The sequence below is a fragment of the Halorubrum rubrum genome (genome assembly GCF_024494685.1).
GTDB lineage: Archaea > Halobacteriota > Halobacteria > Halobacteriales > Haloferacaceae > Halorubrum > Halorubrum rubrum.
Genome location: NZ_JANHDM010000009.1, coordinates 88,643 through 101,316, shown reverse-complemented (window position 1 = coordinate 101,316; position 12,674 = coordinate 88,643). Strand labels below are relative to the sequence as shown.

Below are 12,674 nucleotides of genomic sequence, written 5' to 3'. Positions count from 1 at the left end.
GTCGGTCGCCGGCGACTTGAAGATGCGAGCCGGTTCGGATGGGATCCAGTTCGGCGCGGACGGGTACAAGAACGCACGGACGTGTCCGGCCGAATCCTCAGCACGCGGCCGCGTCTATCGGGAGACATGAGCGAAACGGTTCGACGGTCCGACGACGGCGAGAGCGAGCGATCCGCGGTCGAGACGACGGCTCACGACGCCGACGATAGTGAGACGCCCGTCTCCCCGCCCGATCCGGACGGGCTCCCGCTCCTCGGCAACGTCCACTCGATCGCCGCCGACGCGCTCGAGTTCTACGAGCGGCGGGCGGCCGAGCGCGGCGGCGTCGCCCGGTACGACGTGTTCGGCACGGAGAGCTACCTCCTCACCGACCCCGACGCGATCCGGCGGGTCCTCGTCGACGAGCACGACCGGTACGTGAAAGGCGAGATGCCCCGCGAGCAGCTCGGCACCCTCCTCGGCGACGGGCTCTTTCTCGCGGAGGGAGAGCGGTGGCGCGAGCAGCGAACCGCGATGCGGTCGGCGTTCTTCCGCGAGCGCGTGGACGCGTACGGCGACGCCATGGTCGAACACGCCAGGGGCGCGGCGGCCGACTGGGACGACGGCGAGGTCGTCGACGTCCACGAGACGGCCACGGAGTACGCGTTCTCGGTCCTCGCGGAGAGCCTCCTCGGCGACGACGTCGAGCGCGAACGCGAGACGGTGCGCGCGGCGGCGGAGAGCATCACCGAGCGGTTCGACATGCGGCGGTTGGCCTCCTTTCTACCCGAGTGGATCCCGACGCCGGCGAACCGACGGTATCGCCGGCGGCTCGACGCGCTACGCGAGGCGATCGAGGACCTCGTCGCCGAGCGACGCGCGGCGGGACCGGCCGCCGATCCGGGGGCCGCGGACGACCTGCTCGGGACGCTCGTCGCGGCCGCGGAGCTGGGCGCGCTCGACGACGACGAGCTCGTCGACAACGCCGTGACGTTCCTCTTCGCCGGCCACGAGACGAGCGCGCTCGGGCTGAGTTACACCCTCCACGCGCTCGCGACGCGCCCCGATTTCCAGGAACGGGTCCGCCGGGAGGTCACGGCGTTCGACGACGACCCTTCTCCGGCCGCGGTCCGCGACTGTCCGGCGCTGACCGCCGCGGTCAACGAGGCGCTCAGGCTGTATCCGCCGGTCCACTCCTTCTTCCGGGAGCCGACCGAACCGGTGACGCTCGGCGGCTACCGGCTCCCGGCCGGCGTCGCGGTGACGCTCTCGCCGTGGGTCGTCCACCGCGACGGGCGGTGGTGGGCGGACCCGGAGACGTACCGGCCGGAGCGCTGGCTTCACGGATCGTCGTCGGGCGAGGTCTCGCTCGGCGACGACACGCCCGGCCCGGCCGTCGGCGAGCGGCCGGAGTACGCCTACTTCCCGTTCGGCGGCGGGCCGCGCCACTGTATCGGGATGCGGTTCGCTCGCCAGGAGCTGCGGCTCGCGACCGCGACGCTGCTCCGGCGGGCCCGGCTGGAGGCAGTTGACGGGGAGCTGGCGCTCCGCGCCAGCGCGAACACGCGGCCGGCGGGGCCGGTCCGCGTTCGGGTCCACGAGCTTGTGGAGTGATCAAAACCGGGCACCTAGACGTACGCCAGCGGGACCATCACCGCCGCGCCGAGGAGGATCCCGCCGACGAGTTCGCGCTTGCCGCCGTAGGGGAGCCCCTCGCCGGCGTCGAGCGCCTCGGGGAGGAACTCCGTGAGCACGAGGTAGATCATCGCGCCGGCCGCGAACCCGAACCCGTACGGGAGAAATTCTCTGGCGATCCGGACGAACGCGAACGCGATCACCGCCCCGATCGGCTGCGGGAGGCTCGAGAACACCGCCCACCACACCATCTTCCACTCGGGGACGTCCATCGCCCGCAGCGGGATCGAGATGGCGGTCCCCTCGGGGACGTTGTGGACCGAGATCGCGAGGGTCATGAAGACCGCGAGCGCGGGCACCGTGAACCCCAGGACTGAAACCCCACCCCCCAGCCCGAGGTCGGCGAAGGAGACGCCGACGGCGACGCCCTCGGGGAAGCTGTGGACCGTGAGGACGCCGAGGATCAACACGAGCTTGCGGAAGTCCGCCTCCTCGTACTGGTGGGGATCCACGTCGGCGTCGAGGAGGACCTCGTGGGCCACGACGACGAGGACGACGCCGACGGCCATCCCGACCGCGACCTCTCCGACCGTCCCCTCGGCCAGTCCCTCGTCGATCAGCCCGAACAGCGACGCGGTCACCATGATCCCGGAGGAGAGTCCCCAGAGGACCACGTTCCCGCGGTCGCTGATGGACTCGAAAAAGAAGAACGGGAGCGCGCCGAGCCCGGTCGCGAGCGCCGTGAGGAGCCCGGCGACGAAGACGAACGCGAGGTTCTCGAAAAGGGCCATCCGTGTGGAACTCGTCTCCGCATCGACAAATCCGTGACGGATGGGGCCACCTGATCCGGATCGGTCCGGTCCGGTCCAGTTCGATCGAGCCGATCCGATCGATCCGATCCGGTCGGATCTACCGATCGATTCCGGGCGCGCGCTCGGCCAGCACCGGAATCTCGTCCAGTCGCTCCTCGTCGAGCGTGTCCCAGTCGACGCCCGCGGGACGCTCGGCGTCGCTTCCCCTTCGGATCGTGCGCTCGGGCGTCACGACCAGATCGAGGGGTACGTCGTGGCGGTCGGGCTCGGGAAGGCGGTCGGCGTTTTCGACCGGCGACGGAGCCTCGTCGACGACCTGGAGTTCGTGGACCGTCGTCGCCACCGCCGTGTCGTCGTCGACGGCGTCGAGTTCGCGGAGGACGGCCCACTCGAGGTCGCTGTACCCCTCGCCCTTCCCGATCCGGGTTCCGTTCGTCCGCACCGCGACAGACCCGGAGACGACGAGGTCGATCTCGGCGACGTCTTCGGGGGCGGTGGGGACGCCGTGTTCGGCGATCCCCGAGACCGTCGTGGCGGCGTCGACGTCGTCGATCGCGGCGGGGTCCAGCCGGAGGAACGGGTCCGGATCCCGGAGCCGCGGCTGGGCCACGTAGACGGTCTTGCCCGCGCGGAGCGCGGCCCGGCGGACGGGCAGCTGTGGGGCGTCGGGGTTGGCCTTCACCGTCTCCGCGGCCGTCCATTCGGGGGTTTCGACGAGTCGGTCGCGAGCCTCGTCCGCGCCCGCGAAGTTCGGGATCCGCTCGTGCGGCGGGAAGGGAAACCGGGCGATCCCGCGCTCCTCGAGGGCGTCCCACACCGCATGCCGGACCGCCTGTTTGTTCAGGTTCTCCATGTCGACCGTGAGTTCGGCGGCCGATTAAGGGATCCGGGCCGGCGCTGGGAGCCCGCGTCGCGGATCGCGACCGCCGACCTCACTCGACGACGATCGCGCCGCGATGGCCGAGGTCGCGGTGAGGTCGGCAGGCGTATCGGAACACGCCGGTCTCGTTGAAGGTGTGCTCGAAGTGAACGCCGGGGTCGACGGCGATCGATTCGGTCCGGATATCTGCGTCCTCGAAGACGACGTCGTGACCGCCGCCCTCGCCGGTCCACGCCCAGCGGACGGTCGTGCCGGTCGAGACCTTCGCCGCGTGGGGCTCGAAGGCCAAGTGTCCACCGTTACCGTCCGCCCCGGTCGCGATCTCGACGAGGTCCTCGTCCCTCCGGTCGGCGATGTCCCCGTCGTACCCGTTCGTGTCGACCAACCACTCGTCGACCGCCGGGTACTCGCTGGAGGGCGCGGACTCGACGACTACGACGCCCTTCATCCCCGCGTCGGCCTGCGGCTCGCTCACGTAGCGGTAGGTGCCGGTCTCCTCGAAGGCGTGCCCGAACGTCGTTTCCGCCCCGGACTCGGCGGAGCCGCTGTCGAACGCGCCGTCGACGGCGACGACGTTGTGCGCCTCGTCGCCGTCGGTCCACTCCCACGTCACCGTCGTTCCGGGCTCCACCTTGAGGGCGGGCGGCGAGAACGACGTCGAGTCGGAGACGTCGAGGAACACCGTCGGCGGGTCGTCGAACCGGAAGTCGCGGACCTTCGGCGTCCGCGGGTCGTTGGCCGTCGCGAGCCAGTCGTCGAGTGACTCGCCGTTCGTGTCGCCGTCGTCGTGGTCTTCCGTGCTGTCCGTCGCCGCGTTCGTGTTCCGGACGGCGTCGACGCCGACCAGGGCCCCGAGGCCCACGACCGTGCTCGCACCGAGGAACGTTCGTCGATTACTGGAGGGCATGTGCGTGGCAATATTTGACGGTGAGAATACAAAAGGCCACGTCGATTCCAGATTTTTTGGAATCGTCGTTTTCACGGGTTCTCGCGGGTAGTTGTTCTCGTTCGTGAGTCTCCCCGCTCACGTTACGGAGAATCGAGGAGAAAGCCTCGCGCTTCAGCGCGGGGATGAACCCGACACTTCCTTTCACACTCCACCGGTCGATGGCACAGCTGGATATTCCACTCTGCCTCCAATCCAAGCCTTCAAGTAATTTTATCTACATAGGTTACGTATGGCGTATCAAGTCGTTACTCGCACCTACACTGCTTCCATACGGAACCAGTCTCGGGTGCAAGACGACCTTGATTCGCTCGGGTTCGCCGCCTCGAAACTCTGGAACGTTGGACGGTGGACGTGTAGTCGGATTTGGGATGAAATCGATCACATCCCGAACCACAACGAACTCACCACGTACCTGAAGTCGCACGAACGCTACGATGACTTGCACTCTCAGTCAAGTCAGCGAGTCCTTCAAGAACTCGCTGAGGCGTTCAACAGCTGGTACGGCAAACGACAAACCGGGGATACGAAAGCGAACCCGCCCGGCTACCGCAAACACGGCGACGAACACCCGCGTTCCACAGTCACGTTCAAAACTGCCGGGTTCAAACTCGACACGCAGTACGACCGAGTTCGACTCTCAAAAGGATCGAACCTGAAAGAGTACTGGTCGGATTTCGTCCTGTGTAAGTACCAAACTCGCCCGGACGTTGACCTCTCCACCGTAGAGAACGTCCAACAAGTCAAGATTGTATGGACGGGCGACGAATGGGAACTACACTTCGTCTGTAAGGTCGAAATCGACGTGGCTGAAGCCCCCGGTGAGAAGACTGTGGGTGTTGATCTCGGGATCAACAACTTCGCCGCGCTCGCCTATGAAGACGGTCACAGCGAATTGTACCCGCTCAATTGCTTGAAACAGGACGACTACTACTTCAGCAAGCAAATCGCTCGGTGTGACGATTCGGACTCAGAGCAGGCCACCCGGCTGAACGAAAAGAAGTCGGCCCGCCGGACCCACTACTTCCACACCCTCTCGAAGCATATCGTCCAGCGGTGTGTTGACGAGGAAATTGGAACGATCGTGGTGGGCGATCTCTCTGGCATCCGTGAGGATGCGGAGAAGGATAAGTCAAAGAACTGGGGCAAGCATGGCAATCTTGACCTCCACTCGTGGGCGTTCGACCGGTTCACAGACCTTCTTGAATACAAGGCGGAGATGGAAGGTATCACGGTTGAAAAGGTGTCTGAGCGGGATACCTCGAAGGCGTGTTCGTGCTGTGGCCGGAAGCGTGACGCGAACCGTGTTGAACGCGGACTGTATGTCTGTGATGAGTGCGGTACAGTGGCGAATGCAGATGTGAACGGCGCTGAGAACATTCGGCAGAAAGTATCTCCGAGTTCACCGAATCTGTCGGTGAATAGGAGTAACGGCTGGTTGGCACAGCCATCGACGTTCCTGTTTGACAAGGGAACTGGCGCATTCGCGCCTCAAGAACGGGTTACGTCGTAACCCACAATATCCCAACCCAGCGGTACGGTGCCGTGGGAATCCTCGCGCTTCAGCGCGGGGAGGATGTCAACGGCCGATTTCGAGATCGCGATGAAGACTCCCGAAGCGCGATCGGCTCCGATTGTCGACCTACTTTTATATACTTCCTGTGAGATCTCCAGACCATGCTCGAAGACGGACTCTCGTACCCGGTTCGCGGCGATTGGATAGGGCGCGTTCTCATCGGCGGCGTGTTGGGGTTCCTCTCGGTGCTTCTGCTCCCGGCGTTCGTCATCCTCGGCTACCTCGTTCGTGTGCTCGAGACCACCGTGGAGGGCGCGGAGGACCCGCCGGAGTTCGAAGACTGGGGCGACCTCCTCGTGAAGGGAATCATCGGGACCGTCATCACCGTCGCGTACACGTTCGTCCCGGTGCTCGCCTACACGGTCCTGGTCTTCGTGGTCATCGGCACCGGGGGCGCGATCGGCGGCGACGCGGGGGCGCTCGTGGGAGTGCTCGGGGTCCTGCTCGCGCTCGCGTTCCTCCCGGTGTTGCTCTTGGTCTACTACGCGGTGCCCGCGGCGCTGACAGCCTACGCGGCTCGCGGCGAGATCGGCGCGGCCTTCGACGTCGACCTGTTGAAGCCCACGCTGTTGAGCACCGACTACCTCGTGGCGATCCTCATGCCGCTCGTCGTGACGTTCGTCCTCTGGATCGCGACCGGGATCCTCGCGGTCACGGTCGTCGGTCTGCTCCTCGTCCCCTTCCTCCAGTTCTACGGTCAGGTGGCGGTGTTCCGGATGTTCGGCTCCGCGTTCTCGAGTCAGAGCGACGAACTGGACGCCGGCTCCGCGGGGTCGGACGACGACGTCGGATCCGCGGACTCGGCCGAGCCGGCGGCGAACTGAACCCGGATCGCGGCCAGAGGGGTCGCCTCCGCGACGCGCCTTTTAACCCGCTCGGCGGTCGAGTGCGGGTATGTTCGAAGACCGGCCGGACCGCGACGCGGAGGTCGTCCTCGTCGGACGGTCGAACGTCGGGAAATCCACCATCATGCGCGAGCTGACGGGCCACGACGTCTCCGTCGGGGGGAAACCCGGCGTGACCCGACAGCCGAACCACTTCGACTGGGCGAGCGAGTCGTTCATGTTCACGGACCTCCCCGGCTTCGGCTTCATGTCCGGCGTCGAGGAGGACCGCCGCGAGCAGATCAAGACGGACGTGGTGCGCTACGTCGAGGAGAACGCCGATCGGATCCTCGCGGGCGTGGTCGTCCTCGACGGCAAGAGCGCCGTCGACATCATCGACCGCCACCGGGAGCGCGGGAACGTCCCGCACGACGTGGAGATGTTCGCGTTCCTCGAGGACGTCGGCGTCGACCCGATCGTGGCGGTGAACAAGACCGACAAGATCGACGACCTCGACGAGCGGCTCGACGAGATCTGCGACCGCCTCGGGCTGTACCCGCCGTGGCAGCAGTGGTCCGACACGGTCGCGCCGATCTGCGCGAAGCGCGGCGACATCGACGCGCTCGAGGCGTGTCTGCGCGAGCGCTTTCACGACCACAACCGCGACGACCTGTTGAAGTTCGTCTCGTAGATCGAAAACGGGCCGGCATCAACGGCCCAGCCTATCGACAATACGAAGCGGGAATCACGATCGCGGAGGACACCTCCAAAGCCCCAGCCGGCTCCGGTTGAGGGCCTCGCTGCGCTCCTTGGTCGGTCACTCACTTCGTTCGTTCCCTCCCTGCGGTGCTTACGTCGGCCGTCTTCCCGGAGACGGCTGCCCCGTTGAGTCCCACCCGACCGCACCCGCAGCCTCACCCCTCCCCAGCCTCGTCACCGGCGCGTAGCGCCGGTTGCAAGCGAGAGCGAAGCTCTCGCTCTGTCAGCCGCCCTCCGCGTCGCTCCGGGCGGCCAACTCCCTCGCGGGCTCCTCGCGAGCCGACGGCTCGCTCGGAGGCGCGCCGCCGCACCGGTAGCCTAGAACTCGAAGCCGACCGCGTCGCTGTCGGGTCTCAGCGGGCTCCTCGGGTACGGCGGCGAGGCGTCGGGATCGTTGAACGCGCCGGGCGCGACGTCGTTGGGGCCGTCCGGGTAGAAGAGCGCCGCGAGCGTCTGGATCGCGGTCCGCCCGCTCGCCAGTTCGAACTGCCCGCCGCCGTACATCTCGATCCCCTCCTCGCGGCAGTACGCGATCGTCTCGAACAGCGATTCGAGCGTTCCGAACCGCGAGGGTTTGACGTTACACCACCCCGGCTCGATGGGGAGCGACTCGATCGCCTCGACCCCGTCGATCGGGTAGTCGAAGGCGAGGCGGTCGGTCTGCGGTTCGAGAAGCGGCCGGGTCTCGGACGTGAACGCCGGGTCCTCGATCACGGCCGACGGGAAGGCGGCGAGGACGTCTCGGTACAGCTCTGGGTCGGCGGGGACGTCGACGTCGGTCCCCTCGTACCATCCCTTCAGGTCGGCGATGCGGACCGCGCCGGTCTCGCGCAGGCGCTCGAAGACCGAGTCGGGCCAGTCGGGGGTCGGGTCGAGCTTGAACTCCAGGTCGTCGTCGACCGCGAGCAGTTCCGTCACAGGGTCGGCGGAGGGCGGGTCGCCGAGCCGCGTCGAGACGACGAACTCGACCGGATCGGGCTCGATCCCGAGGAACTCCCCGAGACTCGCGTCGGCCTGCCGCAGGCCGAGGTCGAGCGCCGCGCTCTCGACGGCCCACCGGCGGTAGTTCCGGAAGGACTCCCGTTCCGGGGGTTTCGCGTCGAAGAGGTCGACGTCGTCGAGCGCGGCCGACAGCTCGTCGATCGTCCACTCCCCCTCGAGATCGATCGGGTCCGTCCCGGCGAGCGCGTCGTGGTCGGCGGTCTCGTAGGTCACGTCCTCGCCGCGGCCGACGAGGCCGTCGCCGGCGAGCCGGAACTCCGTGGTCGTCCGTTCGAACCCGCTCGTCGTGTCCGCGGTGTACCGTCGCCGATCGATCGACTCGATCGTGACGGTGAGGTCCGCGATCCGGTCGTACGTGCTCATGAGTCGTCCGACGCCGGCCGAGAACTTAAACGGGTGTCGTCGGCGAGGGGCTCGCGGCGTCGCAGAACTCACCCTCGCAGCGTCTCGACGCGGGTCGCGAGCGCGAGGAACAGCGGCACGACGGTGAGCACGACCGCGCCGGCGGCGGCGACCTGGAGGACTGTGGTCGTGAACCAGGGTTGGGGGTCCGGATACGGCAGCGACGTGTGGGTGACCCCGCCGATCACCGGAACGAAGTAGTCCATCAGCAGATCGAGGGTGTACCACGCGGTCGCGATCGCGACCGCCCGCACCGGGAAGTCGGTCATCCGGTGGAGCACGAACGCCTGAAGCACCATGCCGAGGTGGCTCACGAGGAGGAACGCGTACAGCGCGGGACCCGAGGTCGCGAGGAACTCGGGGTAGAAGACGACGAGCACGTACGGGGTCCACAGTCCGAGCTTTATATTGCCGAAGAACGCGAGCGCCGCGAGGGTGTCGCTTTCCCGCCCGACCGCCCACGACGCGAGCGCGAGGGCGATGAGGAGCGTCGCACCCGGACTGTCGGGGACGAACGCCCACATCTCGACGGGTACCCGCGCGAACTGGAAGCGGTAGTACCAGAAGCCGAAGGCGGTCCCGAGGAGGTTGATCGCGACGACGACCCAGACGAACCGGTAGGCGACGTCCTCCAGCGCCGCCGGCAGCGGCGCGACCCACCGGGGAAGTCGGCCGTCCTCCGCGGATCCGCGCTCGGGCGGGTCGCGGCCGAGCGCGCCGACGATGTCCATGACCGTGGCTCGGCCCGCCGGTTCAAAGCCGTGGCGGTCGCGGGTGGGAGACGACCGATCGCGTCGGGCGGGGACCCCCCGACCGCGACGAAAAGGGCTATGGGGACCGGGGCGGAACCCAGGGGCATGCGCCCGCGAACGCTGCTCGCGTTGCTCCTCGTCGTCCCCCTGGCCGACGCGTTGTTCCTCGTCTTCGTCGCGACGCGGCTCGGGTGGGTGATGACGGTCGGACTCGTCGTGTTGACGGCGATCCTCGGGATGCTGTTGTTGCGCGCGGAGGGACGCGCGACGCTCGCGCGGGTCCAACGGAAGCTCGCCCGCGGCGAGCCGCCGACGGACGAGCTGCTCGACGGCGGGCTCCTCATCGCCGCCGGCGCGTTCCTGCTCACGCCGGGGCTGGTCACCGACGCGCTCGGCTTCCTCCTCGCGTTGCCGATCACGCGGGTCCCGATCCGGATGGCGGTCAAGCGGTACGTCGTCGTGCCCTACATCGACAGCGAGACCGGCGGCTTCGCCACCGGGAACGTGTACATCGGCGGCTTCCCCGGCGAGGAGGGGTTCGGTGGCCAGGGCGACGCTGGGGGGTTTTCCGGCGACTTTCCCGGTCCGTCCGGAGACGGCGGGGACGACGACGGCCCCACCGGCGGCGTCGGCGGGGCCGATGGAGCCGGCGGGACCGGAGCCTCCGGATCGAGGGGACGCGGGGCCGACGACGACGCCGAGGACGTCGTCGACGTGGAGTACACGGTCGAGGACGACGACCCGGAACGCGAGGATCGCTCCGGGTGAGCGCGGACCCCGTTCGGTCTCGCGATCCCGTCACAAACCGCGTGACGGCGGCGCACTATTGAAAGGAAACCCTTAAAATCCTACCCACGAAATCATCTGATGCGCTCACCTGGGCCAATAGCTCAGTCAGGTTGAGCGCTCGGCTGATAACCGGGAGGTCCACGGTTCAAATCCGTGTTGGCCCACCTACGAAACGGACGGTCTTTGGCCGTCCGGGATTGGTGGGCTGGGACTCCCCAGCCACCCAATTTCCGTATCCTGCTCCCCTGGATATACCGCTATCGTATCTCGTCCGGGCTGAATCAAACCGATAGTCGCTCCCGTCCCCCGATCGACGTTAGCCAAGGTGGTCTCGGCGTGATGTTGCTCCGATCGCACGGTAGCCGGAGCGACTGCCTTCACTCGACGCGCACGTCCCGAGTGACTTCCGGCGAGTCCACGGCGACGACGAGGATCGTGGTCCGATCCCACACGTCCGCGACGCCGCTCGGCTTCGATGGAAGCGTGACGCCGAACGGGGGCGGTCCGCGTGAACGACCGGAGCGAGAAAACGGAGCGCGAGCGTGTGCCTCTGACGACACGGATCGGATGCTCCGGCAGTAAGGGGAACGAACTCTCGAGACAAAGCGTCGTCCCGGTTGGGTACGAAAATCGCACGGGGGAAGCGGCCGCGATCGTCACGTCCCACGGGGTTCTCGACGCGGTGATGACGTTCTCGCTGCTCGAACCGTCGAACCAGTCTGAAACGCTCCGACGGACGCGAGCGACAACTTGAAACGACGATCGAGGTCGTCGCGAGGGGTCCGGACGACGATCCGCCCGATGAGCGTCGTTATCGACGCGGCACTCGCGCATCTCAGCGAGGAGAACATTCGAGAGGGGTGTAACGAGTACGACCCGGTGACGGTTCAGCAGCTCTGTAACACGTCAATTCTCGGGCGTCAGTACCGGACGCGAACAAAAAGTCGGTGGAGGTGAATTTACGAGCTATCCCACTGGAAATCCGAGAATTCATCCACATCGGAGTCGAGAATAATCGAATCCGAAGGCGTGTGGATGACCCGGAACCGATCCACATTCGATGCACCACCAGATTCAGTAGTGTTGTAAGCGATCGAAGCAGAACTACCTACACTCAGATCCTGGTTAATAGTCGCCCTCTGATCAGTTGCCGAATCCCCGCTGTACGCGACAATTTCAAGATCGCCACTCGAAATCGGGTCACCACCGTCATGAGTGATTATGACTGCGCTATCGTTCACGTCAAGGTTCAACTGTGCCGTCGGCTGGTTGTCCCCGAGCGAGTCACCCAGACCGAGCACGAACGTCCCGATGACGGCGGCCAGAATGACGGTGATTGCGACCATCAGAATGACCCCGATAACGGGACTCACCGCACGGTCGTCCGCTTCGAACAGGTTGCGTGGTTTCATGATTGAACCCAGCTGGGGCCGAGAGCGCGGTTACGAGAACCCCCCGATCCGCGTTCGTCGGTTGCTGGCTATCTGAACGGAAGCGGATCCGGTATATGTACTTAATGGCGTACGTATCAGGACTGAAAATTGGGGCAGCCTCCTCAAATTCGGTTCGTGCGGAATCACGTGTCTGTCCCCCACGGCACAAGCTCTCGCCCGGACCTATAGCGATCGGGAGTACCCCGACCCGTGGGAGAAGGTGCTCGACTACCGACGCGTTCGGGAGTACGCCGCCGACCACCCCAACCACGGCCGAGCTGGCGTCGGAAACGCCCTCGACCTCCCGCCGAGCCGCGTCCGCGGCTGGCTCGACGGCGGGATGCCCGACCCGGACGGGGGCGTGGCGGCCGCGCTCGTCGAGCTGCTCGCGCACGTCCTCGCGGGCGGGAGCGTCACGAGCCGGACGTTCGTCCCCGCGGTGACGACCGGCCGGCGCGTCGGGCTCGAGGCAGTGCGGGACGCCTTCGAGCGCGTCGGCGTCGAGACCGTCGTTCGGCGTGCCGACGACGAGAACCGCGCGACCGAGGTGATCCCCACCGCCGACGGCTCGGTCCTCGGGCGATGTCCCGTCACGACGGGTGCCCCGGCGGGCGAGGAGGTCGATCTCGACGGTTTCCCCGCGGTCGTGTGGGAGGTCCCGAGGGCGGTCCGCGAGTCGTTCGCGCGGATCTACGTCGACCACCGCGGGACCGACTACGCCGGGAAGCGAACGATGGCGGTACACGAGGAACGCTCGGCCGATTACCTGAGGGGCTCGCGAGTTGCTGGCGGACGTGACCGGACGATCGGTGACCGTCAGCAACCGCAGGTCACGATCTCGGCCGCGGCGGTCCGCGAACTCCGTGCGACGTAGTCACTCGCGGT

The 12,674-nt window shown here is 66.8% G+C and carries 13 protein-coding genes, 1 tRNA gene and 1 pseudogene; 9 read left to right on the top strand and 6 right to left on the bottom strand.

The genetic code is table 11. The features are described 5' to 3' along the window. Nucleotides 1–126: 126 nt before the first annotated feature. On the top strand, nt 127–1,593 hold the full coding sequence (locus tag NO889_RS11090; RefSeq protein ID WP_256412312.1) for a cytochrome P450: 1,467 nt from the start codon (nt 127–129) through the stop codon (nt 1,591–1,593). A 14-nt stretch (nt 1,594–1,607) separates the two neighbouring features. On the opposite strand, the gene NO889_RS11085 is transcribed toward NO889_RS11090, so the two are convergent. The 3 genes from NO889_RS11085 to NO889_RS11075 all read right to left on the bottom strand — a co-directional run bounded on the left by NO889_RS11085 (nt 1,608) and on the right by NO889_RS11075 (nt 4,213). Next, nucleotides 1,608–2,405 (bottom strand): ZIP family metal transporter, encoded by a 798-nt coding sequence (locus tag NO889_RS11085; protein ID WP_256412311.1) that lies wholly within the window; start codon nt 2,403–2,405, stop codon nt 1,608–1,610. 118 nt (nt 2,406–2,523) lie between these two features. Then, complete coding sequence (locus NO889_RS11080) at nt 2,524–3,270, bottom strand: 5-formyltetrahydrofolate cyclo-ligase (RefSeq protein WP_256412373.1); 747 nt, start codon at nt 3,268–3,270, stop codon at nt 2,524–2,526. 88 nt (nt 3,271–3,358) lie between these two features. After that, on the bottom strand, nt 3,359–4,213 hold the full coding sequence (locus tag NO889_RS11075) for a halocyanin domain-containing protein (RefSeq protein ID WP_256412310.1): 855 nt from the start codon (nt 4,211–4,213) through the stop codon (nt 3,359–3,361). Between the two features lie 271 nt (nt 4,214–4,484). On the opposite strand from NO889_RS11075, the gene NO889_RS11070 reads away from it, so the two are divergent. The 3 genes from NO889_RS11070 (at nt 4,485) to engB (ending at nt 7,343) form a co-directional block, all read left to right on the top strand. Next, nucleotides 4,485–5,765, top strand: a complete 1,281-nt coding sequence (locus NO889_RS11070) for an RNA-guided endonuclease InsQ/TnpB family protein (RefSeq protein WP_256412309.1) — start codon at nt 4,485–4,487, stop codon at nt 5,763–5,765. A gap of 164 nt (nt 5,766–5,929) precedes the next feature. Continuing rightward, entirely contained in the window at nt 5,930–6,652 is a 723-nt protein-coding gene (locus tag NO889_RS11065; RefSeq protein WP_256412308.1) for a DUF4013 domain-containing protein, read from the top strand. Nucleotides 6,653–6,722: 70 nt separating this feature from the next. After that, nucleotides 6,723–7,343, top strand: coding sequence for a GTP-binding protein EngB (gene engB, locus NO889_RS11060; protein ID WP_256412307.1), 621 nt, complete (start codon nt 6,723–6,725; stop codon nt 7,341–7,343). 386 nt (nt 7,344–7,729) lie between these two features. On the opposite strand, the gene NO889_RS11055 is transcribed toward engB, so the two are convergent. Beyond that, nucleotides 7,730–8,776 carry an enolase-like domain-containing protein gene (locus NO889_RS11055; protein WP_256412306.1) on the bottom strand — a complete coding sequence of 349 codons (1,047 nt, stop codon included), beginning with the start codon at nt 8,774–8,776 and terminating at the stop codon, nt 7,730–7,732. Between the two features lie 68 nt (nt 8,777–8,844). Then, nucleotides 8,845–9,546, bottom strand: a complete 702-nt coding sequence (locus NO889_RS11050) for a DUF1405 domain-containing protein (RefSeq protein ID WP_256412305.1) — start codon at nt 9,544–9,546, stop codon at nt 8,845–8,847. Nucleotides 9,547–9,672: 126 nt separating this feature from the next. Here NO889_RS11050 and NO889_RS11045 point away from each other — a divergent pair, with 126 nt between their 5' ends. The 4 genes from NO889_RS11045 to NO889_RS11035 all read left to right on the top strand — a co-directional run bounded on the left by NO889_RS11045 (nt 9,673) and on the right by NO889_RS11035 (nt 11,313). After that, nucleotides 9,673–10,335 carry an FxsA family protein gene (locus NO889_RS11045; protein WP_256412304.1) on the top strand — a complete coding sequence of 221 codons (663 nt, stop codon included), beginning with the start codon at nt 9,673–9,675 and terminating at the stop codon, nt 10,333–10,335. A gap of 111 nt (nt 10,336–10,446) precedes the next feature. After that, a tRNA-Ile gene (locus tag NO889_RS11040) sits at nt 10,447–10,520 on the top strand. 555 nt (nt 10,521–11,075) lie between these two features. Next, complete coding sequence (locus NO889_RS16550) at nt 11,076–11,222, top strand: hypothetical protein (RefSeq protein WP_425498820.1); 147 nt, start codon at nt 11,076–11,078, stop codon at nt 11,220–11,222. Next, nucleotides 11,158–11,313 (top strand): DUF7386 family protein, encoded by a 156-nt coding sequence (locus NO889_RS11035; RefSeq protein ID WP_256412303.1) that lies wholly within the window; start codon nt 11,158–11,160, stop codon nt 11,311–11,313. Before NO889_RS16550 ends, NO889_RS11035 begins: the two co-directional genes overlap by 65 nt. A gap of 2 nt (nt 11,314–11,315) precedes the next feature. On the opposite strand, the gene NO889_RS11030 is transcribed toward NO889_RS11035, so the two are convergent. Next, entirely contained in the window at nt 11,316–11,768 is a 453-nt protein-coding gene (locus tag NO889_RS11030; protein WP_256412302.1) for a type IV pilin domain-containing protein, read from the bottom strand. Nucleotides 11,769–11,940: 172 nt separating this feature from the next. On the opposite strand from NO889_RS11030, the pseudogene NO889_RS11025 reads away from it, so the two are divergent. After that, nucleotides 11,941–12,663, top strand: a pseudogene (locus NO889_RS11025) (hypothetical protein). The last annotated feature ends 11 nt before the right edge of the window (nt 12,664–12,674 follow it).